We start from the raw sequence: 23,521 nt of genomic DNA on the forward strand, positions 1-23,521 counted from the left end.
ACCCGTTCCCATCCCGAACACGGAAGTTAAGCTCACCTGCGCCGAAAATACTTGTCTGGAGACGGACCGGGAAGATAGGTAACGCCAACACAAAGAGCGGACAGCTTAGGCTGTCCGCTTTTGTTATGTTTGACTTGCTTTTTGAAAGGAATCGGAAGTAGGTTGGTGATAGGCTGGAATGAAGGTCTGCTACAGGTTCCTGACAAAAAAGACTCGGATAGAAGCTGGGAGCAAGCTGCAGAGACACGTAAATGGAAATAGAAAAGGCTCCCGCTTCAGCGGGAGCCTTTTCTATTTCATTATACCCGATAGCGCTTCTGCTTGATATAGGAGCAGTGGAGCAGGGCATGGGCCAGGGGACTGCCGGGCTCGCCCAGATAGCTGTGATAGACGGTCTGAACCACCGGATTCTTGTGGCTGCGGCGGTACTCCATATCCTGATCCTGCTTGTAGAGCGCTGCGGCACGCAGGGCCTTGATATCGGTAAAGTTGCGTACGTCAGCGTGCTGGATGGGCTGTCCGCCGCCGTTGATGCAGCCGCCGGGACAGGCCATAAACTCCACAAAGTCGTAATTCAGAGTGCCGTCCTTAATACCGTCCAGCACCAGCTTCACGTTGTGAAGGCCGGAGGCCACGCACACACGGACGGTGCGGCCGGGCAGCTCATAGCTGGCCTCCTTGACGCCCTCCATACCACGGACCTCGTGGTACTCCAGGGGAGCCATACCGTCGCCGGTCAGCTCCTCCACCACGGTGCGGAGAGCCGCCTCCATGACGCCGCCGGAGGCGCCGAAGATGGTGGCGGCGCCGGTGGAGATGCCAAGCATCTCGTCAAATTCGCCGTCAGGCAGGTGATCGAAGAGCATACCAGCCTGGGTGATCATGCGGCCCAGCTCCCGGGTGGTGAGGGACACGTCCACCGGCATACAGCCATTGGGCAGCCGCTGCTCCTCACGGCGGACCTCGTACTTCTTGGCGGTACAGGGCATGACAGATACCACGAAGATATCGTGGGGATCGATGCCTGCCTGCTCGGCGTAGTAGGTCTTGACCAGTGCGCCGAACATCTGCTGGGGAGAGCGGCAGGTGGATACGTTGCGGATCATCTCAGGGGCGTGCTGCTCCATATACCGGATCCAACCGGGGGAGCAGGAGGTGATGAGGGGGAGTACTCCGTCGCCGCGCAGCCGGTGGAGGAACTCGGTGCCCTCTTCCATGATGGTGAAGTCGGCAGCGGTATCCACGTCGAATACCTTGTCAAAGCCCAGACGGCGCAGGGCGGTGACCATCTTGCCCTCCACGTTGGTGCCGATGGGCAGGCCGAAGCACTCGCCCAGGGTGACTCGGATGGAGGGAGCGGGACCCACCACAACGTGCTTGGTGGGATCGGCCAGGGCGGCCAGCACCTGGGCGGTGTCGTCCTTTTCAGACAGCGCACCGGTGGGGCAGGCCACAATGCACTGGCCGCAGGACACGCAGTCCACCTCGTTCAGGTCACGGTCAAAGGCGCAGCCGATATGGGTGGCAAAACCACGGTCATTGGGGCCGATGACGCCTACCTCCTGGGTGGCCCGGCACACGGCGGTGCAGCGGCGGCAGAGAACGCACTTGGAGTTGTCACGCACCAGATGGGGGGCGGAATCCTCGATCTGAGGATACATATTGTCACTGGCGTAACGCACCGCGTCAATGCTCAGATCAGCGGCCAGCTGGCGCAGCTCGCAGTGGCTGTTGCGGGCGCAGGTCAGGCAGTCCATGCGGTGGTTGGAGAGGATCAGCTCCAGGGTGAGCTGGCGGGATTTGCGGACCCGCTCCGTGTTGGTGTACACCTCCATGCCTTCGGCCACGGGGTAGACACAGGAGGCCACCAGGCTCTTGGCGCCCTTGACCTCCACCACGCAGATGCGGCAGGCACCGATCTCGTTGATGTCCTTCAGAAAGCACAGAGAAGGAATGTTAAAGCCCGCGGAGCGAGCTGCTTCCAGCACCGTGGTCCCGGCGGGAACAGTGACGGGAATATCGTTGATGCGCAGAGATACCATCTTTTCGTCCATGTCCGTTCCCTCCCTTACTGCTTGCTGATGGCGCCAAAGCGGCAGTGATCCATACAGGCGCCGCACTTGATGCACTTGGACTGGTTGATGATATGGGGGGCCCGCACCGCGCCGGAGATGGCGCCAGTGGGACAGCCCTGGGCACAGCGGGTACAGCCCTTACACTTGGCAGGATCCACCACGTACTGGATCAGGGCCTTACATACGCCGGCGGGACAGCGCTTCTCATAGATGTGGGCCTCGTACTCCTCCCGGAAATGCTTCAGGGTGGAGAGTACCGGGTTGGGGGCGGTCTGGCCCAGGCCGCACAGAGCAGACTGCTTGATGTGGTTGCACAGCTCCTCAATGGTGTCCAGATCCTCCGGCTCACCATTGCCCTCGGTGATCTTGGTCAGCAGGCCCAGCAGCCGCTTGGTTCCGATCCGGCAGGGGGCGCACTTGCCGCAGGACTCGTCCACGATGAACTCCAGATAGAACTTGGCGATGTCCACCATGCAGTTGTCCTCATCCATAACGATGAGGCCGCCGGAACCCATCATGGAGCCGATGGAGGCCAGGGACTCGTAGTCGATGGGAGTGTCGATGAGGGAGGCGGGGATACAGCCGCCGGAAGGGCCGCCGGTCTGGGCGGCCTTAAACTTCTTGCCGCCGGGTACGCCGCCGCCGATGTCCTCCACCACGGTACGCAGGGTGGTGCCCATGGGGACCTCCACCAGGCCGGTGTTGGTGATCTTGCCGCCCAGAGCAAAGACCTTGGTGCCCTTGCTCTTCTCGGTGCCGATAGCGGCAAAGGCCTCGGCGCCGTGGTTGAAGATCCAGGTGATGTTGGCGTAGGTTTCCACGTTGTTGAGCAGGGTGGGCCGGTCAAACAGACCCTTTACAGCGGGGAAGGGGGGACGGGTCTTGGGCTCGCCCCGGTGACCCTCGATGGAGCGCATGAGAGCAGTCTCCTCGCCGCAGACGAAGGCACCGGCGCCCAGACGCAGCTCCAGGTCGAAGTCAAAGCCGGAATCAAAGATATTCTTGCCCAGCAGGCCGTACTCCTTGGCCTGACCGATGGCGGTCTCCAGCCGCTTGACGGCGATGGGGTACTCGGCCCGGACATAGATATAGCCCTGGTGAGCGCCCACTGCGTAGCCGGCGATGGTCATGGCCTCAATGATGGTATGGGGATCGCCCTCCAGCACGGAGCGGTCCATAAAGGCGCCGGGGTCACCCTCGTCAGCGTTACAGCAGACGTATTTCACGCCGTCGGGGCTTACTGCGTTGGCGGTGAACTGCCACTTCAGGCCAGTGGGGAAGCCGGCGCCGCCGCGGCCACGGAGGCCGGAGGCCAATACGGTGTCGATGACCTGCTGGGGCGGGATCTGTTCGGTGAGGATCTTGCCCAGGGCGGCGTAGCCGTCCACGCCGATGTACTCGTCGATGCTCTCCGGGTTGATGACGCCACAGTTACGCAGGGCGATGCGCTGCTGGTGCTTGTAGAACTGGGTCTCGGTCAGAGAGGTGACGGCGCCCTCTTCGCCGGCACTCTTGTTGAGCAGACGCTTAACAATGCGGCCTTTGACGATGTGCTCGGAGACGATCTCCTCCACGTCGTCCACGGTGACATGGGTATAGCAGGCACCCTCGGGGTAGATGGTGACGATAGGACCCAGGGCGCACAGGCCGAAGCAGCCGGTGCGGACCACTTTGGCCTCTTTTTCCATACCCTGTGCCACAAGCTGCTTTTCAAATTCCTCAATGATCTTCTGGCTGTTGGAGGAGGAGCAACCGGTGCCGGTACAGACCAGAATGTGGGAACGGATAAAACTCATCTCTTCACCCTCCCTTATTCGGCTGCGCCGATGGTGTAGTCTTCCACCACCCGGCCGTTGACCAGATGCTCACTAACAATGGAGGCTACCTTGTCGGGAGTCATCTTCACATAGGTGACCTTTTCCTGACCAGGCACATAGACCTCCACGATGGGCTCCAGACGGCAGACGCCGATGCAGCCGGTCTGGGACACCGTTACGTTTTTCAGGTCCCGCTTGTTCACTTCCTCCAGCAAAGCGTTGAGGACAGGGCGGGCGCCGGCGGCAATGCCACAGGTAGCCATACCCACCACAACGCGGATGCGGTCGTCTCCGGCGTCCCGCAGATCGATCTGGCTGCGCATCCGATCCCGGATGGCCTGCAGTTCTGCAAGTGTTTTCATGCTTTCATCCCCTTATTTTCTCGTAACAGCATTTCTTGTTCCTGGAGATAATCCCTGATCCAGAGGATGACCTCCGGTTCCGCCAGGGAAATCTCAGGGCCCAGCTGAGCCCGCAGCTCTTCTGTGGTCAGCTGGAAACAGTTGTTGTCAATGGTGTGAGTATAGTGCAGCTCCAGCTGGGGCGCGCCCTGGAGCAGGAGGGTGATGGTACCGGCTATGTCGCCTACCGGCGGACAGTCGATATGCGTGGGGCGGAAAAGAGCGGTGACCGTGGTCCCCACGCCCTCCGTACTGTCAATGGTCAGGCTGCCGCCGGTCTGTTCCACCGCCATACGAAGCAACGGGATTCCCAATCCCATCTTTCTGGTGGTGCGGGTGGTGGTGAAGGGATCGCTGACCTGGGCCAGCAGCTCCGGACTCATGCCCTTGCCGTTGTCCACAATGGTGAAGGTAATGGATTCAGGCGTTTCTGACAGAGTAAGCTCTACCAGAGAGGCCTTGGCGGAAATGGAGTTCTGGGCAATATCCAGAATATGCAGCGCAATTTCTTTCACGTTCATTACCTCCGTGGCCTGACCGACACGCTGTACGGCTGTTCCGCACGTCTCGCGCTTCTTTACTTATACATATCCAGAATGGGGCCTACCTGATCGGGGGTAAGACGGCCGTACACGTCGTTGTTGATCATCATCACCGGGGCCAGACCGCAGGCGCCCACGCAGCGGCAGGAGTCCAGAGAGAACTTGCCGTCGGCGGTGATGGAGCCGGGGACGATGCCCAGTTTCTGCTCCACAGCGTTCAAAATAGCGGCGGCACCCTTGACGTAACAGGCGGTGCCCAGACAGACCGAGATCTGATATTTTCCCTTGGGATTCAGGGTGAACTGAGCATAAAAAGAGGCCACCCCGTACACTTCGGACAGCGGAATCTCCAGACCTTCCGCCACAATGATCTGTACTTCTTCCGGCAGATAGCCGAAAATTTCCTGGGCGGCCTGGAGAACAGGCATAGTAGCGCCTGGCTGTCCCTTGTGCTCGGCGATGACCTTCCGCAGGCGTTCTTCCTGCTCAGGTGTCCCACGGTAGGGGACCACAGTCTTGCAGTTTGGCATAGGTGCGTCCTTCCTTTCTGAAACAATTAGTTTAATTTTACTTTCAAGGCACTATTATAGCGAAAAAAAGCCGTTTGTAAAGACTTTCCATGGTTAAAAATACAAAACCATATAGTTCAATTTGAAGTATTGCACAAAAAAGGCGGAGGTAAAAAACAGCCCTGTTGTTACATCAGTACTTTTTCTGATGAGGAGAAAATACGGATGGGGCCAACAGGGCAGTAGTTACTTTATGGAAAGTATAGCACATTAAAGTGCTCTTGTAAAGAAAGTTGTCCGGAGGCCAGGTTCAGACCCGGCAGGCCAGACGCTGAATGACGGCCTGAGGGGTACACTCTGGGAGGTCCAGCATATGCTCCGCACCCCACACCTGATCCAGATAGTGGGCGTCGGAATTGGTGAGCAGCAAAAGATCCTTCAGGTCGGGTCTTTGTGCCAGCTCCGGGGGACAGCGGTGGGACAGCTCGGCAGCGGAGAATCCCATGTCCGGGTCCCAAAGACCCAGTACCCCCAGCAGGGAGAAAGAGGGGCGGTCGATGTGGGAAGGAAAGGCAGTGCCGCCCCAGTGGGATACCAGGCGGGGAACTTCATAGAGGGGAATATCGGTGCTGCCAGCCAGGAAGGCGGTCTCCACACCCAGAATGCCGTCCCCGTCGTCCATCCGCAGCTGTTTGCCAAACCGGTCGGGATTGTTGCGGATCGGAGGGAGGTGCTTGGCGATCTCACTGGAAAAGTCCTCCGCCCGTTCCGGGTCGGGGAAGAGACAGACCACATGGATTTCCTCCTGGGTGCATAGCTCCATGCCGGCCAGGGCGGTGAGGCCGTGAGACTGGGCGGCCCGGCAGAAGGAGGCGCAGTTGCCGCAGCTGTTGTGGTCAGTGAGGGCTACAATCTCCAGCCCGGCCAGGGCACACATAGCGGCCAGATTGGCGGGGGTCATCTCGTCGCTGCCGCAGGGCGATAAACAAGAATGTAGATGAAGGTCGTAATAAAACTGCAAAGAGATTTCCCCCCTTTCTGGTTAGACTGGTCTTAGGCCAACAGCTGCCCCAAGCGGCAGGCGGCAGCAAAGGTATCCTGGCCCACCCCCAACAGGTTGACCTCTTTTTCCTGGGCACGGCGGAGCAGATCGGCATCAGGCTGGACGCCTTCCGTGAGAATCACACAGGCTACGTCGGCCATCAGAGCCACGGCGGCCACATTCTGGTTGGACATGATAGTGAGCCAGGCGCAGTCCTGACCGGCTCTGCCCATGACCCAGCTGAGCAGGTCGCCTACATAGCCGCCGGTGACTGGCCGCTCCGGCTGAGCCAGGTGGAATACCGTCAGCTCCATGGAATGGATCAATTCCTGTACTGTCATCATCCTATGCCTCCTCTGTTTGGTGAAACAAAAGGGCGCGTCACAGAGAACGACTTCTGCAACGCGCCCAATGGTCTACTTGTTCGACGGTTCCGGTTGACAGCGGCGGAAGGGGGGCGGCAGATAGTCGTCCGCTTCCTCCTTGCCTGCCATGGAGCGCATCCGCTCCCGCACCTTGAAGATACAATCCTCCACCGTAGCCCGGCCCAGGATCACATCCTCAGCAAAGGCGTGGCAGGACGGGGCGCCGCAGGACCCGCAGTGGAGCCCAGGCAGGTGGGATTCCAGTTCCTGAATCCGCAGCTGCTTGTTCAGGGCAGCCCCCAGGTCCTGGTCCAGAACAAATGTGGGTAAGTACTGTAATTCCTTGTCCCGCCGGACAATATCCCGCTCCGCGCCCTCGAACCGGAAGCGGTTCCGGGATACGGGCTGGCCTTTCATCAGGCTTTTCAGGCGCATCTTGGCGGCGTAGGGGTTTTCCACCGTGAAGCAGCCCCCCACGCACCCCTGGGTGCAGGCGGACAGCTCCAGAAAATCGGCTTCCGGCAGGCGCCCGTCCTCGATTTCCTCCAGCATCCGGATCACATTGTTGATGCCGTCCACCGCCACACAGCGCTCCCGCAGCCGGGCGGCGCTTTCGCCGCCGCAGGATGCCCAGCCCATTCCGATGATACCGGCGGAGGTCATGGGCTCTACGGTCTCCAGGTGCTTCATGGGACTGAGCAGCCGCAGGTAGATATCCCGGATGGCAAAGGCACCGTCCAGCACCGGATGGCTCAGACCCTCGGACTCCCGGGCGGCCGTTACCTTGGAGGAGCAGGGGACGATGGCAAAGACGCCGATCCGCTCCGGCGGCAAGCCGGTCTCCTCGGCTGCCTCCCGCCGGGCCAGAATGGCTGCCAGCTCCATGGGCAGGATCGTGCAGGCCACATGACCCATCAGCTTGGGAAAGCGCATCCGGATGAGCCGGAGCACCGTGGGGCAGGAGGAGGAGATCAGCGGCGTAACAGAAGCCGGACCTTCACAGATACACTGACGCTCAAAGTCAGAGAGCATCTCGGCGGCCTTGGCTACCTCATATACCTTGTGAAAGCCGATCTTTAAAAGCGCGTTGAGCACAATATCGATGTTGTCCAAATTGTGGAACTGCCCGTAGAGGGCAGGCTCCGGCAGGGCAACGCAGTATTCATACTGGGACAGCACGTCCAAACTGTCGCCCACCGACTTGATGGCCTTGTGGGGACAGATACGAATGCACTCGCCGCAGTCGATGCAGCGGTCGGGCAAAATGGTGGCCTTACGGCCCCGGACGCGGATGGCCTCGGTGGGGCAGCCTTTGATGCAGGAGGTACAGCCCCGGCAACGGCGGCTGTCCAGTACCACGGAATGCTTCATAGCCATGGCACTGCCTTACCTCCCTTCGCCAGAGACATGATTCACTGGGGGATCTTAATTTTGACCGTGACGGTGGTGCCCTTGCCCACCTCAGTGTCAATGGTCATCTCATCGGAATAACGCTTCATGTTGGGCAGACCCATACCGGCGCCGAAGCCCAGCTCCCGGGCGGTGGAACCGGCGGTGGAGTAGCCCTCCTGCATAGCCTGCTCTACATCGGGAATACCGGGGCCGGAATCGATCATGCGGATCACGATCTGGTCCATCTCCACCTCGACTTCAGCCTGGCCGCCGTCAGCGTGGATGACCATGTTGATCTCGCCCTCGTACATACAGATGGAGGCCCTGCGGATCACGTCCTGGGGCAGACCCAGCTTCTTCAGGGTCAGCTTCATTTTGCTGGAGGCCTCGCCGGCTTCAATGAGGTCGCCGCCCTCCACGGGGTACACAAGTCTAATCGTTTCCATCGCAATTCCCTCGCAATCCATTGTAGTAAAGCAGGCCGCAGGCCTCGTACATCCGCTTGGGACAGGTCATAACCACGATGTCCCGTTCCTCGGCCAGACTGAGGATATCCTTGCCCGGTACCTTACCCCGGACAAAGACGATGCACTTCATCTCCACCATGTCTGCCGTACGGACCACCTGCGGATTGACCAGGCCGGTGAGCAAAAGAGCCTGATTTTTGACAAAAGCAAGCACATCGCTCATAAAATCGCTGCCGCAGGCGGACATGACCTCCCGGTCCAGATGATCCTCGCCGCACAATACAGTGGCATTCAGGATCTGTTTGATGTCGGAAAGCAGCATTGCCTTCTCCCCTTCCGTGGGAAAACTAAACTCTCAGTTCATGGGCATTGTACCACAAAACAACTGGAAGTGCAAAGGGTTCGTTGAAACTTTCACAAAGTTTTTGTAATAGACTGCTTGGTTTTGGTGATTCCACGGTATTGACATTGCAGCAGGTTGATGTCTATAATATGCTTTATCAAGATAAAGCGGTCAACTGTATCGCTGCAGAAATACCGCGATCTTGGAGTTTATTTTGAAATTTGGAATCAAGGAGGCCATCTATCATGGGTAACGAGCGAGTGTACAATTTCTCCGCGGGCCCGTCCATGCTGCCGCTGGAAGTACTGGAGCGCGCCGGATCTGAAATCACCAATTATCAGGGTTCCGGTATGTCAGTCATGGAGATGAGTCACCGTTCCAAGGTGTTTCAGAAGATTTTTGACGACACCCAGGCTAAGTTCCGCAAGCTGATGAACGTGCCTGAGGGATATAAGGTGCTGTTCCTGCAGGGCGGCGCATCTTCCCAGTTTTCCATGGCGCCCCTGAACCTGATCGGTAAAACCGGTAAGGCTGACTACGCTGTCACCGGCAACTTCTCCAACATTGCCTATAAGGAGGCCAAGAAGTACGGCGAGATCAATCTGGCCGCCTCCTCTGCCGACAAGAACCATACTTACATCCCCACCCAGGACCAGCTGAAGCTGGACCCTGAGGCCAGCTATTTCTATTACTGCGCCAACAATACCATCTACGGCACCGAGTGGCAGTATGTCCCCGAGACCAATGGGGTGCCCATCGTGTGCGATATGTCCTCTGACATTCTGTCCCGTCCGGTGGATGTGAGCAAGTACGGCATTATCTTTGCCGGTGCTCAGAAGAACATGGCTCCCGCCGGTCTGACAGTGGTCATCATCAAGGAGGATCTGGCCGGCAACGAGCTGCCCTACACCCCCCTGATGATGAACTATAAGACCATGATCGACAAGGATTCCATGTACAACACCCCGCCCTGCTGGTGCATCTACATCCTGGGCCTGGTGCTGGACTGGCTGGAGTCCAAGGGCGGCATCCCCGGCATGGAGGCCATCAAGCACTCCAAGGCCCAGATGCTGTACGATGTGATCGATAACTCCAAGCTGTTCACCTGCGCTGTGGAGCCTGGCTCCCGGTCCGACATGAACGTGGTGTTCCGCACCGGCAATGACGAGCTGGACGCCAAGTTTGTCAAGGAGAGCGTGGAGGCCGGCTTCACCAACCTGAAGGGTCACCGCTCCGTAGGCGGTATGCGCGCTTCCATTTACAACGCCATGCCCACCGAGGGTGTGGAGAAGCTGTGCGACTTCATCAAGGCCTTTGACAAGAACAACTGACGGGAGGTAATGTCATCATGTTTCGCATCAAAACATTGAATAAAATTTCCCCTGCCGGCCTGTCTGTGCTGGATCAGACCCGCTTCTCCGTCAGCGACGACGTGGAGAATGAGGACGGTATTCTGGTCCGCTCCGCCGATATGCACGAGTATCAGTTCCCCGACTCCCTGCGGGCCATTGCCCGTGCTGGCGCCGGTACCAACAATATCCCCATTGACCGCTGCTCCGAGGCGGGCATCGTGGTGTTCAACACCCCCGGCGCCAACGCCAACGCGGTGAAGGAGCTGGCCCTGTGCGCCCTGTTGCTGGCTTCTCGCAAGATCACCGCCGGTGCTGAGTGGGTCAAGGCCCAGGCTGGTGCCGGAGCCGACGTAGAGAAGGTGGTGGAGAAGGGAAAGAGCCAGTTTGTGGGCCCCGAGATCGCCGGCAAGACCTTAGGCGTCATCGGCCTGGGCGCTATCGGCGTGCAGGTGGCCAACATCGCCACCAAGCTGGGCATGACGGTGTTCGGCTATGATCCCTTCCTCAGCGTGGACGCAGCCCTGTCCCTGTCCCGGATGGTCCACCGTGCCATGGATCTGGAGACCATCTATAAAAACTGCGATTACATCACCCTCCATGTGCCTCAGACCTCTGAGACCAAGGGTATGATCAATGAGGACGCCTTCCATATGATGAAGGGCGGCGTGCGTATTCTCAACCTGGCCCGCGGCGGTCTGGTCAACGACGACGATATGCTGGCGGCTCTGGATTCCGGCAAGGTGGCCGCTTACGTCACCGACTTCCCCAACAACAAGATCCTCCAGGGCAAGAACGTCATTGCCATCCCCCACCTGGGCGCCTCTACCCCAGAGAGCGAGGAGAACTGCGCTGTCATGGCCGCTCAGGAGCTGAAGGATTACCTGGAAAACGGCAACATCAAGAACTCCGTCAATCTGCCTACCCTGGTGCAGGAGTGGAGCGGTGTGGCCCGGCTGTGCATCATTCACCGGAATATCCCCGGCGCCATCGCCAACATCACCGGCCTGCTGTCCCGGGACGGGGTCAACGTGGAGAACATGACCAACAAGTCCAAGAAGGACTATGCCTACACCGTGGTGGATCTGGGCAGCCGCATCAGCGAGGCGGTGGCCGACGAGATCCGCGCCCTGGAGGGCGTGTTCCGCGTCCGGGTGCTCAATCATTAAGGATTGACAAAAAAGGCGAAACAAGTTAAAATCTTGCGTGCAAGGGAGCTTCCGCGAGGAGGCTGAGAGGAGGGGACAGTCCCTCGACCTGACCTGATTTGGGTAATGCCAACGTAGGGACGCAGCACTATTTCCGTGCGGAGTCTCCTCCGTCCGGAGGAGTTTATTTCACGTACAGAGAAGCGGCAGGTCCCAACGGGACCTGCCGCTTTTTTCGTGCCCTTGCCTACTAAGAGAAAGAAGGAACAATCATGAAATGTGTGCTTACCATTGCCGGCAGCGATTCCAGCGGAGGCGCCGGCGTCCAGGCGGATCTCAAAACCATAACCTGCCTGGGGGTGTACGGTATGAGCGCCATCACCGCCCTTACCGCTCAGAATACCACCGGCGTCCGGGATGTGCTGGAGGCAACCCCGGAGTTTGTGGCGGAGCAGTTGGATTGCATTTTTGAGGATATCCGGCCCCAGGCGGTAAAGATCGGCATGGTGTCCTCCGCCCCCATCATCCGGGCTATCGGCGCCAAGCTGCGGCAGTATGGTGCAGAGAATATCGTGGTAGACCCGGTGATGGTATCCACCAGCGGCTCCGCCCTCATGCAGGACAGCGCCCTCACCGCCCTGATGGAGGAGCTTTTCCCTCTGGCAGCCATCATCACGCCCAACATCCCCGAGGCCCAGCGGCTGTGCGGCTTCGCCATTGAGAGCGAGGCGGATATGATGCGGGCCGCTGAGACCATTGGCAAGACCATGCAGGGTGCGGTATTGGTGAAGGGTGGCCACCGGAGCGACAGTGCCGATGATCTGCTGTGGCAGAACGGTCAGGCCCACTGGTTCCGCTCTCCCAGGGTGGACAATCCCAATAACCACGGCTCTGGCTGCACCTTGTCCTCCGCCATCGCCTCCTTCCTGGCCCTGGGTGAGGACCTGCCCGGTGCGGTACAGAAGGCCAAAGCCTACATTACCGCTGCCATGGAGGCCAAGCTGAATCTGGGCCAGGGCAGCGGCCCCCTGTGGCACAACTATGCCGTTCCGGCGGGCGGTGGCTTCCAACAGGGGAGGGGAGAGGCGTGAGACAGCAGACGGCAGTCAAAAAGCTGGCGATCGCCAGCCTGCTTACCGCTGTGGCAGTGGTAGGCAGCCTGGTCTCCTTCCCGGTGCTGGGCTCCCGGTGCTCCCCGGTGCAGCACATGGTCAACATCCTGTGCGCCGTGTTTCTGGGCCCCTGGTATGGTGTGGCGTGTACCTTTGCTGCCAGTTTCCTGCGTAACCTGCTGGGCTTGGGCACCCTGCTGGCCTTCCCCGGCAGCATGGTGGGGGCTCTGGTGTGCGGCCTGACCTATTGGGGCACCCGTAATCTGGGGGCCACCTGTGTGGGCGAGGTCTTTGGCACCGGTATTCTGGGCGGCCTGGCCGCCTGGCCCATTGCCACCCTGATTTTGGGCCAGAGCGTGGCGGTCTACGGCTATATGGGCCCCTTCCTGATTTCCACTGTGGGCGGCTCCATCATTGCCGGGGCAGTACTCTTTGCCCTGAAGCGCTCCGGTGGTCTGGACGTCATGCAGACCCTGGTCAGGCGGTGAGGGGCATGGAACGAATGGATTTTGCCGCCATGCTGGCGGCGGTACGGAAAAAAGCCCCTCTGGTCCAGTGTATCACCAATATCGTCACCGTCAACGACTGCGCCAATATTTTGCTGGCGGCGGGGGCCTCGGCCACCATGGCCCACCACCCTCTGGAGGTGGCGGACGCAGTAGCCGGTGTCCAGACCCTGGTTCTCAACCTGGGGGCCGTGGGGGACCGGGAGGCCATGCTCATCGCCGGAAAAGAGGCCAACCGGCTGGGCGTACCGGTGATCTTCGACCCGGTGGCTGCCGGTTTTACCGGCCTGCGGCGGGAAACCGCCCGCAAATTGCTGGAGGAAGTACAGTTTGCTGTCATCCGGGGCAACGCCTCGGAGATTCGCTCACTTACCGAGGATAAAGAGGGAGGCAGCGGGGTGGACGTAGCCCAGGCTGACGCAGTGACCGAGTCCGGCCTGCCCCGGGCCGCGGAATTGGCACGCACCCTGTCCAAGCGGACCGGGGCGGCGGTGACCCTCTCCGGGGCGGTGGATGTGATTGCCCAGGGAGAGCGGGTGCTCTTCCTCCGCAACGGCAGCCCCACCATGGCCCGCATCACCGGCAGCGGATGTATGCTGTCCGCCCTCACAGGGGCCTTCTGCGGGGCCAGCCCGGACAAGCCCTTTGAGGCTGCGGCGGCCGCTGCCGCGTCCATTGCTCTGGCAGGCGAGCGGGCGGAGGAACTGCGGCTCAAAAAGGAAACGGGAAACGCCACCTTCCGCATTGATCTCATCGACAGCGTGTTCAACCTGACGGAAGAACAGCTGATACAAGGAGTGCGCTATGAAGTTTACCAAGGATGAAATTCGACAGGGAATGACCCTTTACGCCGTTACCGATCGGAGCTGGCTGGGGGAGCGTACCCTGGCACAGGTGGTGGAGGAGGTACTGAAGGGGGGCGCAACCTTCCTCCAGCTGAGAGAGAAGGAGCTGGATCAGGCCACTATTCTGGCGGAGGCCAGGGAGATCCAGGCCATCGCTGCCCGGTATCATGTGCCCTTTGTCATTAACGACAGCGTGGACATTGCCTTGGCCTGTGATGCAGACGGGGTCCATGTGGGCCAGGCCGATTTGATGGGCCGGGACGTACGGGCCCTCATCGGTCCGGACAAGATTTTGGGTATCACCGCCAACACCGTGGAGCTGGCGGTGGCGGCCGAGCAGGCCGGAGCTGACTACATCGGTGCCGGGGCGGTGTTCGGCACCACCACCAAGCAGAACGCTAAGAATCTGAGCCTGGACACCCTGAAAGCCATTTGCCAGGCGGTGTCCATCCCGGTGGTGGCCATCGGCGGCATCAACGCCCACAACCTGCCCAACCTGACGGGAACCGGGGCGGCAGGGGCCGCTGTGGTGTCCGCCCTCTTCGCCCAGAAGGATCCGGAGGCGGCTGCTCAAAATCTGCGTACCCTGGCAGACAAGATGGTGGCAGGGCATGGATAAGCAGTTCTGCATTTTTGACATGGACGGTACCCTGGTGGACTCCATGCCCATCTGGAAGTCCTTGGGGAAGGACTATCTGAAGGCCAGGGGCCATAGTCCCACCCCGGATCAGCTGGCTGCCCTGGGGCCCATGACCATGCTGGAGGGGGCAACTTTTCTCATGGAGACCTTTGGGATTGAAGGGCCGCCGGAGCACATTATTGAAGAGATGCACGCCGTTATGGAGGCCCACTACCGCACTGACATCCCTCTGAAGGCTGGTATCCAGGACTATCTGGTACAGCTGAAACAGCAGGGGGCCAAGCTGTGTGTGGCCACCGCCACGGCGGAGCCGTTGGCCCGGGCCTGCCTGGAGCGGTTGGGGGTGGCTCACCATTTTGATTTCATCCTCAGCTGCGAGGCGGTGGGGAAGGGCAAGACCCAGCCAGACGTCTATCTGGAGGCAGCCCGCCGTATGGGAAGTGCCCCAAGGGATACCGCCGTCTTTGAGGATGCTCTTTACGCCGCACAAACGGCGAAAGAAGCTGGATTTTACACCGTTGGAGTGCCGGAGGCGTCCTATGAACAGGATTGGCCCGCCCTGGCTGCTCTGGCGGACGAGACCATCATGGATTGGAGGAAGGCGCTATGACGGTAACACAACGGTTGTATGAGGCAGCAAAGCCTATCTGGCAGGCCTGCCACGACCACCCATTTGTGAAAGGCATTGGGGACGGCACCCTGGACCAGGAGAAGTTTCGATATTTTCTGCTCCAGGATTATCTCTACCTTTTTGACTACGCCAAGGTGTTTGCCTGGGGCGTGGTGAAGGCCAAGGACCCTGAGCTGATGCGCTTCTTCTCCGCCAACGTGGACGCCATCCTGGGCGGCGAGATGAAGACCCACCGGGCCTATATGTCAAAACTGGGCATCACCGAGGAGCAGGTCTTTCAGGTGAAGCCTGCCTTGCCCAACTTGTCCTATACCAGCTATATGCTGGCGGTGGCTGCCGCCGGCGGCCCGGCGGAGATCGTGGCCTCCATTCTGGCCTGCTCCTGGAGCTACGCCGAGATCGGCGCCCGGCTGGCCCAGATCCCCGGCGCGGCGGACCACCCCTTCTACGGCGAGTGGGTGCGGGGCTATTCCAGTGAGGAGTACCAGCAAACCAACGACGCTCTGGTGGAGCGGATGGATGCTCTGGCTCAGAATTGCAGCGAGGAGGAGTACCGGCAGCTGGAGGACATCTTCGTGGCCTGCAGCCGGTACGAGCTTGGCTTCTGGGAGATGTCGTGGAGGCTGGAACAGTGAGCGCGCTGGAATTCCGTCAGGTGTCCTATCAGTATCCCTCGGAGGACTTCGATATCATTGACAGGCTGTCCTTTCAGGTGGAGCCGGGGTCCTTCCACTGCGTTCTGGGTGTAAGCGGCTGTGGTAAAAGCACCATCTTTCGCATGACCAACGGCCTGCTCCAGCCCAAGGGCGGGGAGATCCTGGTGGACGGGCAGCCCATTGGAGGGCGGAAGCGGTATTGTGGCTATATGCCTCAGAAGGACCTGCTCTTCCCCTGGCGTACGGTGGGGGAGAATGTGGCCCTGCCTCTGGAGATCGCCGGAGGCCTGTCCAAGGCCCAGCGGCGGCAGAAGGTAGAGGAGGCCCTAGCCGACGTTGGGCTGGAGGGCTGCTGCGACAAGATGCCGGACGAGTTGTCCGGCGGAATGCGGCAGCGGGCTGCCTTTGCCCGTACCATGCTGACGGGCAGCGACCTGCTGCTGCTGGACGAGCCCTTCTCCGCCCTGGACTTCCTTACCCGCATCTCCATGCAGGAGTGGCTGCTGGACCAGTGGCAGCGGCACAAAAAGACCATCCTCTTTATCACCCACGACGTGGAAGAGGCGGTGTTTCTCTCCTCAAGTGTGCTGGTGGTGGAGTCCACTCCCATCCATACCCTGACGGAGATCCCGGTACCTGCCGCGTTTCCCAGGGACCGGTCCTGTCTTAAGAACCCGGAGATGGTGGAATTGAAAGAGCGGTTGATTACGCTGCTGAGAAAGCAGGTGAGCGTATGAAGAAAGCCTGCAAAGCCAATCTGCCCGCCCTCATTTTCCTGCTGGCCCTGCTGATGATTTGGCAGGCGGGGGCCATGGGTATGAATGCCTCCTACATTCTACCCACCCCCCTTGAAATCCTCCAGCGGCTGTGGGAGCTGCGGGAGCCCCTCTTTACCGTCCATCTGCCCGCCACCATGACGGTGACTGCCATCGGTCTGGCCATCTCCCTGGTGCTGGGGCTGGCTCTGGCGGTGGCCATGGATGCCAGCGACATGGTGCGGCGGATGCTCTATCCCGTGGTGGTGGTATCCCAGACCATTCCCACCACCGCCATTGCGCCGTTGTTTGTGCTGTGGTTCGGCTACGGCATCTGGAGCAAGGTGCTGGTGACGGTGCTCATCACCTTTTTCCCCATCACCATTACGGTGTACGACGGTCTGCGTTCGGCCAAGACAGAAATGGCGGAGCTGCTCCAGACCTACGGCGCTACCCGCCGGGAGATCTTCTGGAAGATCAAAGCCCCCTGCGCGCTGCCCTACTTTTTCTCGGCCATCAAAATGGCGGTGCCCATGAGTATTATTGGCGCGGCCATTGGCGAGTGGCTGGGGGCCCAGAGCGGTCTGGGCTACTTCTCCCGCCGGATGATGACTCAGTTGGATGGAGCGGGGGTATTTGCACCCATTGTGATCTTGTCGGTTACCGCCATGGTGGCGGTGGGAATCGTGGCCCTGCTGGAACGAAAGTTTGTCCGCTGGAGGGGCGAATCCTCCTAATCACAAAGAGAAAGGAAAGATGGATATGAAACAAATTGCAACCCTTGCCCTGGCTGGGGCGCTCCTCCTGGCCGGCTGTTCCGCCCCCACCGACGGCGGTCAGGAAACCGGCGGACAGGACGACCTGCGGGAGATCAGCGTGGTGTTGGACTGGTATCCCAATGCCCTCCATGCCTTCCTCTATGACACCATTGAGAAGGGCTACTTCGAGGAGGAGGGGCTGAAGGTCAACATCCAGTTCCCCTCCAATGCCAACGACGCCATCTCCCTGGTGGCCGCCGGCCAGGCGGAGATCGGCCTGTACTACCAGCAGGACGTGATCATCGCCCGGGCCAATCAGGACGTGCCGGTGAAGTCCATCGGCGCGGTGGTTCAGGGCCCCCTGAACATCGTCCTCTCCCTGAAGGACAAGAACATCACCTCTCCGGAGGATCTGGTGGGCAAGACCGTGGGCTATGCGGGCACCGAGCTGTCCGAGGCCCTGATCCACTCCATCATGGCCTATGTTGGAGCCGATTCCAGCGACGTGACCCTCATCGACGTGGGATTTGACCTGATGAGCTCCATGACCACCGGTAATGTGGATGCCACCATCGGCTGCCTGGTCAACCATGAGGTACCCCAGTTGGAGGAGGAGGGGTTCGAGGTCAACTACTTCGATCTGGACGACTACGGCGTGCCCACCTACTATGAGGGCGTGTTCCTGGCCAGCGATACTATGATCGAAGAGGAGCCCGAGGTGCTCCAGGGCTTCCTGCGGGCCTGCCAGAAGGGCTTTGAGGATATGCAGGCCGACCCGGACGGTGTGCTCCAGATCCTGCTGGACAACCAGAATGAAGAGAACTTCCCCCTGTCCAAGACGGTGGAGCAGAAGAGCATGGAAACCCTGCTGCCCATGATGGAGACGGCGGATGCCCCCTTCCTGACCCAGAGCGCGGAGTGCTGGCAGGAAAACGTGGATTGGCTGCTCAGCGAGGGCCTGATTGACGAGGCTCCGGCGCTGGATGAGCTGTATGTGGACCTGCTGAGTGAATAAGAAAAGAAATCGCCTGCCGTTTCAACGGCAGGCGATTTTTTGTTATCTTCTTCTGCGGCGTCCGCTGTAGTGAGAGCCGCCGCTATAGGAGTAGCCGCCCCGGCGTCCGCCCCGCCGGCCCCGGAAGAAGAGGAGACGGATGATGAGAAACACGATAAAGATAAGCAGGATCACCAAAATGATCTTCACCCACAGCTGGGAGAAGAAGCGCTGGATGCGGTCCAGATTGTAGAGCAGGGGATCGGCATCAACGGCAATGCTGGCCACCAGGGGGAGGGAGCCGTATTCCTTGCCGTTGAAGGAGGCAGTGATAGTGCCCAGTACCTGGCCCTTTTCCACGGGAGCCTCCACAGTTTTGGCATTGAGGGTATAGTTATATTTGAAGTCCTCGGTGGAGACGTCCTTGGGCAGCAGGGCGGTGATCTCGCCCTGGGGCTCCAGGGTCACATAGTTGGTGCCCTTGCCCAGAGTGACCTCCACCTCGGGGATGTCCCGCTTGGTGGCGTCCAGAATGGTCTGGGTGGAGAAGTTATTGAAGCCCCACTCAAACAGCCGGATGGTTTCGGAGAAGTCGGTGCGGCCCTTGCTGCCGGTGGAGCCCGGCTCCCGCTCGCAGCCCATAACCACCGAGATCAGGCTCCGGTCCTCCTTGGTGGCGGCAGCGGCCAGGCAGTAGCCCGATTCATTGGTGTGGCCGGTCTTGATGCCGGTGGCGTAGGAGTAGAGGTAGCCGGTCACATTCCAGTTGGAGATCAGGGCGTTGGTGGAGTGGACGGTGCGGGCCTCAGGGTGGATGTTGGTGGCGGGCATATCGTAGCGCTTGGTGGTGACAATGGTGCGGAAGGTCTCGTGCTTCATGGCCTCCTGACACATGAGGAAGACGTCGTAGGCGGAGGTATAGTGGTTGTCGTCGTGGTAGCCGTGGGTGTTGGCGAAATGGGTGTCCGTCATACCCAGCTCGGCGGCCCGCTGATTCATCAGGTCCACAAAGCTGGCCACGTCGCCGGCCACCGCTTCGGCCATCACATTACAGGCCTCGTTGGCGGAGGGGATCAGGGCGGCGTACAGCAGGTCGATGATCCGGATCTCCTCGCCCTCCTTGATGTCGGCGGTAGAGGCGCCAGCGCCGATGCCGGTGTGGATGCTGGCACTGGCGGTGACGGTCTGGTCCAGGGAGAGCTTGCCCTCATCCACCGCCTCCAGGGTGAGCAGGCAGGTCATCACCTTGGTGATGGAGGCGGGATACATCTTCTCGTGGGCGTTTTTCTCGTAGAGGACCTCATTGGTATTGGGGTCCACCAAAACGGCAGCTTTGGCGTTGACATCCATCTCGTCCAGAATGGCGCTGCCGCTGCTGGCGGAGGCAAAGGTGGTAAGTAGTCCGGTGATCAGGACCAGGGAAAGAAACAGGGAGAGCAGTCTTGATTTTTTCATAGGAAACTCCATTTGTGTATGATATAATAAGGTCAAAGTATTCTTATCCATTATAGCAAACCCTGGACCTGGAAGCAACGGGAAGGCGGTTACAAAATATGAAGATTTCCAAACTGGAACTAATTTCCCTCCTGTTGGCCGCCGCCTTTGCGGCGTTTGCGGCGGGCTGGTTTCTGCGGGGCGCTTCCAGCGCTCAACCTGTACGGGTGGAGACAGAGAACTTGCTGGCGAAACCTACCGCCGTCACAGTTCCAGTCACCTCTGCCCAGCCGTCAGCTGTCCCGGTAGCTACCGGTACTCCGGCACCGGAAAGTGAGAACCCTGCGGCCTCGCCCTCCGGCAAAATTAATTTAAACACCGCCACAATGGAGGAATTGATGACACTGCCCGGCATTGGCGAGAAGCGGGCGGCTGCCATCGTCGCCGACCGGGAGGCCAACGGCCCCTTCCGGGTGCCGGAGGACCTGACCCGGGTAGACGGCATCGGCGAGGGCATTTTAGGCGGACTGATTGATATGGTTACCGTTTCTTAATAAAAAAGGAGGAACTGCCTTGAAAATATTGGTTGTGGACGATGAAAAGGTGCTGGTCAAGGGCATCAAGTTCAACCTGGAGAGCGAAGGCTACCAAGTGGAAGTGGGCTACGACGGGGAAGAGGCGGTGGAGCTGGCCCGGGGAGGCGGCTTCGACCTCATCATCCTGGACCTGATGATGCCCAAAATCGACGGACTTCAGGCCTGTATGCGGATTCGGGAGTTTTCCAATGTGCCCATCATCATGCTCACCGCCCGCAGCGAGGACACCGACAAGATCATCGGCTTTGAATGTGGGGCGGATGACTATATTACCAAGCCGTTCAACATCCTGGAGCTGAAAGCCCGTGTGCGGGCCCTGCTCCGCCGGGCAGGCATGGCTGCCCAGCAGATGGGCGGTGGCCGCAAGCTGGTCATCGGGCACATCACCCTGGACCCGGATGCCCGGGCGGCCTGGAAGGACGGCAAGAGCGTGGATCTGACCGCCAAGGAGTTTGACCTGATGGAGCTGTTGATGCGCAATCCAGGCCGGGTGTACAGCCGGGAGAATCTGCTCAACGTGGTGTGGGGCTATGAGTACGCCGGTGACTACCGGACGGTGGATGTGCACGTCCGCCGCCTGCGGGAGAAGCTGGAGCTGGACCCTGCCAATCCGACCTACATCCTCACCAAGTGGGGCGTGGGCTATTATTTGAAGAATGGATAATCAGAAGAGAGAAGGGGGGGCCAGACGAGTGCCCTTCTGGCGATCCCTCCGGGTTAAGTACGCCATGACCTATCTGGTCATTGTGGCGGCGGTGGTGGTACTGCTCAACACCTATCCGGTGATGGTGACCCAGACTCTGGCCTACCAGTCCAAGCAGACCTCCCTGCAGAACCAGGCCTCGGTGCTGGCTTCCGCCCTGGCTACCGGGCCGGAGGCCCTGACACAGGAGGGAGCCACCAAGACGGTCAGCCTGCTGCTGGGCAGCCTGGGGGTGACCCGGGTGGTGGTCACCGATCCCAACGGCTTGGTACTGTGTGACTTTCAGGAGGGCAGCCAGCGGTCGGATACCGCTGGCCAGTATGCCATGATCTGGGAAATTGTCACGGCCTTGCAGGGCAATGATGTGTTCCGATCGGAGTATGAGGACGGGGCGCTGTGCAGCCGGGCGGCGGTTCCGGTGACCTACCGTTCCATGACCCAGGGAGCGGTTTACCTCTATGAGTACGACGCCCAGCAGGGGGCCCTGCTCCAGGGCATTCAGAATAACCTGCGGACCATTTCCATTGTAATCTGCGTGGTGACGGCGGCGATGGGCGTGGTGTTCTCCAAAGCCCTGACCCGGCGGATCGCCCTGCTGCTGCGGGGTATCCACACGGTGCGCCAGGGCGAGTACAGCCACCGGGTCACCGTCAGGGGCGGGGACGAGCTCAGCCGTCTGGCCGATGAATTCAACGAGCTGACCGGGCGGCTCCAGACCACGGAGGAGGTGCGTCGGCGCTTTGTCTCCGACGCCTCCCACGAGCTGAAAACCCCGCTGGCCTCCATCCGTCTGCTGACCGACTCTATCCTCCAGGCGGATAACATGGATGGCGATACCGCCCGGGAATTTCTCATTGATATTGGGGATGAGGCCGAGCGCCTTACCCGTATTACCGAAAAGCTGCTTACCCTTACCCGTTTGGACACCGCCCATGAGATCCATACCGGACCGGTGGACGTCAAGACGGTGGTGGAGCGGGTGGAGCATATGCTCACCCCCCTGGCCCGAGCGGCAGAAGTGGAGCTGAAGCTGTCGCTCCAGAGTGGATGTATCATTCGGGCCACCGAGGACGATCTGTATCAGGTGGCATTTAACCTGATGGAGAACGCCGTGAAATACAACCTGCCCGGCGGCACCGTGACCGTGACCCTGAAGCAGGAGGAAGATCAGGTGATCCTGCTGGTAGAGGACACCGGCGTGGGTATTCCGGAGGCTGATCTGCCCAAGATTTTTGACCGGTTTTACCGGGTGGACAAGGCTCGTTCCCGGGCTGCGGGCGGTACCGGCCTTGGCCTGTCCATTGTCCGGGACACGGTGCGCCAGCACGGTGGTACCGTGACCGCCCGGCGGCGGGAGCCGGAAGGCACCTGCTTTGAAGTGCGATTTTCCTGCTGGACAGAGAAGGGAGGGGAGGAACCGTGAGCAAGCGAGGCATATCGGTGCTGCTCTGTGCCGCCCTTTTGACCGCCAGTGGATGTGCTGCCCAGGAGGCCGGATCCGGCAAGCAGGATGGCCAGAGCTATGTGATCTATTACTCCGCCCTGTCCAATGAGGAGGGAGAATCAGCGGTAGAGGGGGAGCGCCGGGTTCTTTCTCAGGGACAGGAGACCATTCCCGGCCTGATGGAACTGCTGCTGGAGCAGCCCCAGTCGCCGGAACTGACCACCCCCTTCCCCAGCGGGCTTCAACTGCTGGATTGGCAGTTGAAGGAGGGGGTACTCCATCTGGACCTGTCCGACCAATATTACAGCCTCTCCGGGGTCAACCTGACCCTGGCTGACGCCTGCCTGACCCTGACCCTCTGTCAGCTGGAGGAGGTGGACTCTGTCTATGTGACCGTGGAGGGCCATGAACTGCCCTATCGCTCTATTCAACAGCTGTCCGCGGAAGATATTCTGTTGGCCGGCGGTGCGGATGAGCCCATGTCCCTGGGTGTGGATCTGTGGTATCTGCGGCAGGGAGGACAGAATTTGGGCGTGGAACGGCGCCAGATCATCAAGGATGTGGACCAGACCGTGGTGGAGGCGGTGCTGTCTGCCTGGGCCGAGGGTCCGGAAGAGGCAGGACTGAGTCCCTGCCTGCCCCAGGGAAGCCAGATCCTGTCGGCTCAGGTAGAGGACGGCGTTTGTCTGGTGGATCTGTCTCCTGAGTTTATCCAGGGGCTGCCCGGCAGTGAAACAACGGCGGCCCTGATGGTGTATGCCATGGTCAATACCCTGTGCGAACTGGATGGGGTGGAGGCGGTACAGCTCTACATCGATGGAGAGCCGGCACCTGCTGTAGGCAGCCTGCCTCTGGACCGGGCCCTGATCCCGGACACCACCCTGGGCACGGAAGGGTAAGTATTGACAACCGGCGTTGCCGGGTGTACCATACCACATATTATTTGATGCTTCATAGCATTAGTGTGTGATGAGATCCAGCACTGTAACCCACGCAA

26 protein-coding genes, 1 rRNA gene and 1 riboswitch are annotated in these 23,521 nt (G+C 60.0%); of the genes, 16 read left to right on the forward strand and 11 right to left on the reverse strand.

From position 1 onward, the window contains the following. Positions 1-90 (forward strand): 5S ribosomal RNA (gene rrf, locus B5G40_RS09480); the annotation flags it as partial. A 209-nt stretch (positions 91-299) separates the two neighbouring features. On the opposite strand, the gene B5G40_RS09485 is transcribed toward rrf, so the two are convergent. The 10 genes from B5G40_RS09485 to B5G40_RS09530 form a co-directional block, all read right to left on the reverse strand. Beyond that, positions 300-2,054 carry an NADH-dependent [FeFe] hydrogenase, group A6 gene (locus tag B5G40_RS09485; protein WP_087399461.1) on the reverse strand — a complete coding sequence of 585 codons (1,755 nt, stop codon included), beginning with the start codon at positions 2,052-2,054 and terminating at the stop codon, positions 300-302. Positions 2,055-2,068: 14 nt separating this feature from the next. Next, complete coding sequence (locus B5G40_RS09490; RefSeq protein ID WP_087399462.1) at positions 2,069-3,871, reverse strand: NADH-quinone oxidoreductase subunit NuoF; 1,803 nt, start codon at positions 3,869-3,871, stop codon at positions 2,069-2,071. A gap of 14 nt (positions 3,872-3,885) precedes the next feature. After that, on the reverse strand, positions 3,886-4,254 hold the full coding sequence (locus B5G40_RS09495) for a (2Fe-2S) ferredoxin domain-containing protein (protein ID WP_087266401.1): 369 nt from the start codon (positions 4,252-4,254) through the stop codon (positions 3,886-3,888). Continuing rightward, positions 4,251-4,808 (reverse strand): ATP-binding protein, encoded by a 558-nt coding sequence (locus B5G40_RS09500; RefSeq protein WP_087187468.1) that lies wholly within the window; start codon positions 4,806-4,808, stop codon positions 4,251-4,253. The genes B5G40_RS09495 and B5G40_RS09500 overlap by 4 nt, the downstream gene beginning before the upstream one ends. Before the next feature lie 62 nt (positions 4,809-4,870). Continuing rightward, positions 4,871-5,365, reverse strand: coding sequence for an NADH-quinone oxidoreductase subunit NuoE (gene nuoE, locus B5G40_RS09505; protein WP_087187457.1), 495 nt, complete (start codon positions 5,363-5,365; stop codon positions 4,871-4,873). A gap of 289 nt (positions 5,366-5,654) precedes the next feature. Continuing rightward, complete coding sequence (locus B5G40_RS09510; protein WP_087266399.1) at positions 5,655-6,365, reverse strand: PHP domain-containing protein; 711 nt, start codon at positions 6,363-6,365, stop codon at positions 5,655-5,657. A gap of 32 nt (positions 6,366-6,397) precedes the next feature. Then, positions 6,398-6,730: a DRTGG domain-containing protein gene (locus tag B5G40_RS09515; RefSeq protein ID WP_242955309.1), complete on the reverse strand. Its 333-nt coding sequence runs from the start codon at positions 6,728-6,730 to the stop codon at positions 6,398-6,400. A gap of 72 nt (positions 6,731-6,802) precedes the next feature. After that, complete coding sequence (locus B5G40_RS09520; RefSeq protein WP_087399463.1) at positions 6,803-8,128, reverse strand: [Fe-Fe] hydrogenase large subunit C-terminal domain-containing protein; 1,326 nt, start codon at positions 8,126-8,128, stop codon at positions 6,803-6,805. A 35-nt stretch (positions 8,129-8,163) separates the two neighbouring features. Further along, positions 8,164-8,589, reverse strand: coding sequence for an ATP-binding protein (locus tag B5G40_RS09525; protein WP_087330782.1), 426 nt, complete (start codon positions 8,587-8,589; stop codon positions 8,164-8,166). Further along, the gene (locus tag B5G40_RS09530) at positions 8,576-8,932 is read right to left on the reverse strand and encodes a DRTGG domain-containing protein (protein ID WP_087330784.1); all 357 of its coding nucleotides are present in this window, start codon (positions 8,930-8,932) and stop codon (positions 8,576-8,578) included. Before B5G40_RS09530 ends, B5G40_RS09525 begins: the two co-directional genes overlap by 14 nt. Positions 8,933-9,198: 266 nt before the next feature. On the opposite strand from B5G40_RS09530, the gene serC reads away from it, so the two are divergent. From serC to B5G40_RS09585, 11 genes are all read left to right on the forward strand, one after another. Beyond that, positions 9,199-10,284 (forward strand): 3-phosphoserine/phosphohydroxythreonine transaminase, encoded by a 1,086-nt coding sequence (gene serC, locus B5G40_RS09535; protein ID WP_087330787.1) that lies wholly within the window; start codon positions 9,199-9,201, stop codon positions 10,282-10,284. Between the two features lie 17 nt (positions 10,285-10,301). Next, positions 10,302-11,471: a phosphoglycerate dehydrogenase gene (locus B5G40_RS09540; RefSeq protein WP_087187451.1), complete on the forward strand. Its 1,170-nt coding sequence runs from the start codon at positions 10,302-10,304 to the stop codon at positions 11,469-11,471. Between the two features lie 31 nt (positions 11,472-11,502). Continuing rightward, a riboswitch (TPP riboswitch) is annotated at positions 11,503-11,609 on the forward strand. A gap of 113 nt (positions 11,610-11,722) precedes the next feature. Beyond that, positions 11,723-12,541: a bifunctional hydroxymethylpyrimidine kinase/phosphomethylpyrimidine kinase gene (gene thiD / locus B5G40_RS09545; protein ID WP_087330789.1), complete on the forward strand. Its 819-nt coding sequence runs from the start codon at positions 11,723-11,725 to the stop codon at positions 12,539-12,541. Beyond that, on the forward strand, positions 12,538-13,050 hold the full coding sequence (thiW, locus tag B5G40_RS09550; protein ID WP_087330791.1) for an energy coupling factor transporter S component ThiW: 513 nt from the start codon (positions 12,538-12,540) through the stop codon (positions 13,048-13,050). Before thiD ends, thiW begins: the two co-directional genes overlap by 4 nt. Before the next feature lie 5 nt (positions 13,051-13,055). Beyond that, the gene (gene thiM, locus B5G40_RS09555) at positions 13,056-13,892 is read left to right on the forward strand and encodes a hydroxyethylthiazole kinase (RefSeq protein WP_087330794.1); all 837 of its coding nucleotides are present in this window, start codon (positions 13,056-13,058) and stop codon (positions 13,890-13,892) included. Then, positions 13,873-14,532 carry a thiamine phosphate synthase gene (thiE, locus tag B5G40_RS09560; protein WP_087330796.1) on the forward strand — a complete coding sequence of 220 codons (660 nt, stop codon included), beginning with the start codon at positions 13,873-13,875 and terminating at the stop codon, positions 14,530-14,532. Before thiM ends, thiE begins: the two co-directional genes overlap by 20 nt. Further along, entirely contained in the window at positions 14,525-15,163 is a 639-nt protein-coding gene (locus B5G40_RS09565; RefSeq protein ID WP_087399464.1) for an HAD family hydrolase, read from the forward strand. The genes thiE and B5G40_RS09565 overlap by 8 nt, the downstream gene beginning before the upstream one ends. Continuing rightward, entirely contained in the window at positions 15,160-15,819 is a 660-nt protein-coding gene (gene tenA, locus B5G40_RS09570) for a thiaminase II (protein WP_087399465.1), read from the forward strand. Before B5G40_RS09565 ends, tenA begins: the two co-directional genes overlap by 4 nt. Next, positions 15,816-16,577, forward strand: coding sequence for an ABC transporter ATP-binding protein (locus tag B5G40_RS09575; RefSeq protein ID WP_087330802.1), 762 nt, complete (start codon positions 15,816-15,818; stop codon positions 16,575-16,577). The genes tenA and B5G40_RS09575 overlap by 4 nt, the downstream gene beginning before the upstream one ends. Further along, positions 16,574-17,332, forward strand: a complete 759-nt coding sequence (locus B5G40_RS09580; protein ID WP_087330804.1) for an ABC transporter permease — start codon at positions 16,574-16,576, stop codon at positions 17,330-17,332. The genes B5G40_RS09575 and B5G40_RS09580 overlap by 4 nt, the downstream gene beginning before the upstream one ends. A 19-nt stretch (positions 17,333-17,351) precedes the next feature. Further along, a complete protein-coding gene (locus tag B5G40_RS09585; protein WP_343286730.1) occupies positions 17,352-18,368 on the forward strand; it encodes an ABC transporter substrate-binding protein in 1,017 nt (338 codons plus the stop codon). A 42-nt stretch (positions 18,369-18,410) separates the two neighbouring features. Here the strand turns inward: B5G40_RS09585 and B5G40_RS09590 are convergent, their stop codons facing one another. Beyond that, complete coding sequence (locus tag B5G40_RS09590; protein WP_087399466.1) at positions 18,411-19,802, reverse strand: D-alanyl-D-alanine carboxypeptidase family protein; 1,392 nt, start codon at positions 19,800-19,802, stop codon at positions 18,411-18,413. A 98-nt stretch (positions 19,803-19,900) separates the two neighbouring features. Between B5G40_RS09590 and B5G40_RS09595 the strand changes: the two genes are divergently transcribed. Genes B5G40_RS09595 through B5G40_RS09610 form a run of 4 tightly spaced genes read left to right on the forward strand, consistent with a single transcriptional unit; the run spans position 19,901 to position 23,423 of the window. Then, entirely contained in the window at positions 19,901-20,335 is a 435-nt protein-coding gene (locus tag B5G40_RS09595; protein WP_087399467.1) for a ComEA family DNA-binding protein, read from the forward strand. 19 nt (positions 20,336-20,354) lie between these two features. After that, positions 20,355-21,041, forward strand: a complete 687-nt coding sequence (locus B5G40_RS09600) for a response regulator transcription factor (protein WP_087187440.1) — start codon at positions 20,355-20,357, stop codon at positions 21,039-21,041. 28 nt (positions 21,042-21,069) lie between these two features. Continuing rightward, positions 21,070-22,503, forward strand: coding sequence for a sensor histidine kinase (locus B5G40_RS09605; protein ID WP_242959367.1), 1,434 nt, complete (start codon positions 21,070-21,072; stop codon positions 22,501-22,503). Then, a complete protein-coding gene (locus B5G40_RS09610; RefSeq protein WP_087187438.1) occupies positions 22,500-23,423 on the forward strand; it encodes a GerMN domain-containing protein in 924 nt (307 codons plus the stop codon). Before B5G40_RS09605 ends, B5G40_RS09610 begins: the two co-directional genes overlap by 4 nt. The last annotated feature ends 98 nt before the right edge of the window (positions 23,424-23,521 follow it).

This window comes from Flavonifractor sp. An9, assembly GCF_002161245.1.
In the GTDB taxonomy this organism is placed as follows: Bacteria; Bacillota; Clostridia; order Oscillospirales; family Oscillospiraceae; genus Flavonifractor; species Flavonifractor avicola.

What these genes read in the sequence shown, in the direction of transcription:
- B5G40_RS09590 (WP_087399466.1), bottom strand. Translation starts at nt 19,802, where the DNA reads ATGAAAAAATCAAGACTGCTCTCCCTGTTTCTTTCCCTGGTCCTGATC.
- thiM (WP_087330794.1), top strand. Translation starts at nt 13,056, where the DNA reads ATGGAACGAATGGATTTTGCCGCCATGCTGGCGGCGGTACGGAAAAAA.
- B5G40_RS09530 (WP_087330784.1), bottom strand. Translation starts at nt 8,932, where the DNA reads ATGCTGCTTTCCGACATCAAACAGATCCTGAATGCCACTGTATTGTGC.
- B5G40_RS09525 (WP_087330782.1), bottom strand. Translation starts at nt 8,589, where the DNA reads ATGGAAACGATTAGACTTGTGTACCCCGTGGAGGGCGGCGACCTCATT.
- B5G40_RS09580 (WP_087330804.1), top strand. Translation starts at nt 16,574, where the DNA reads ATGAAGAAAGCCTGCAAAGCCAATCTGCCCGCCCTCATTTTCCTGCTG.
- B5G40_RS09565 (WP_087399464.1), top strand. Translation starts at nt 14,525, where the DNA reads ATGGATAAGCAGTTCTGCATTTTTGACATGGACGGTACCCTGGTGGAC.
- B5G40_RS09515 (WP_242955309.1), bottom strand. Translation starts at nt 6,730, where the DNA reads ATGATGACAGTACAGGAATTGATCCATTCCATGGAGCTGACGGTATTC.
- B5G40_RS09490 (WP_087399462.1), bottom strand. Translation starts at nt 3,871, where the DNA reads ATGAGTTTTATCCGTTCCCACATTCTGGTCTGTACCGGCACCGGTTGC.
- nuoE (WP_087187457.1), bottom strand. Translation starts at nt 5,365, where the DNA reads ATGCCAAACTGCAAGACTGTGGTCCCCTACCGTGGGACACCTGAGCAG.
- thiD (WP_087330789.1), top strand. Translation starts at nt 11,723, where the DNA reads ATGAAATGTGTGCTTACCATTGCCGGCAGCGATTCCAGCGGAGGCGCC.
- B5G40_RS09540 (WP_087187451.1), top strand. Translation starts at nt 10,302, where the DNA reads ATGTTTCGCATCAAAACATTGAATAAAATTTCCCCTGCCGGCCTGTCT.
- thiE (WP_087330796.1), top strand. Translation starts at nt 13,873, where the DNA reads ATGAAGTTTACCAAGGATGAAATTCGACAGGGAATGACCCTTTACGCC.
- B5G40_RS09495 (WP_087266401.1), bottom strand. Translation starts at nt 4,254, where the DNA reads ATGAAAACACTTGCAGAACTGCAGGCCATCCGGGATCGGATGCGCAGC.
- B5G40_RS09595 (WP_087399467.1), top strand. Translation starts at nt 19,901, where the DNA reads ATGAAGATTTCCAAACTGGAACTAATTTCCCTCCTGTTGGCCGCCGCC.
- B5G40_RS09485 (WP_087399461.1), bottom strand. Translation starts at nt 2,054, where the DNA reads ATGGACGAAAAGATGGTATCTCTGCGCATCAACGATATTCCCGTCACT.
- serC (WP_087330787.1), top strand. Translation starts at nt 9,199, where the DNA reads ATGGGTAACGAGCGAGTGTACAATTTCTCCGCGGGCCCGTCCATGCTG.
- B5G40_RS09520 (WP_087399463.1), bottom strand. Translation starts at nt 8,128, where the DNA reads ATGGCTATGAAGCATTCCGTGGTACTGGACAGCCGCCGTTGCCGGGGC.
- tenA (WP_087399465.1), top strand. Translation starts at nt 15,160, where the DNA reads ATGACGGTAACACAACGGTTGTATGAGGCAGCAAAGCCTATCTGGCAG.
- B5G40_RS09585 (WP_343286730.1), top strand. Translation starts at nt 17,352, where the DNA reads ATGGATATGAAACAAATTGCAACCCTTGCCCTGGCTGGGGCGCTCCTC.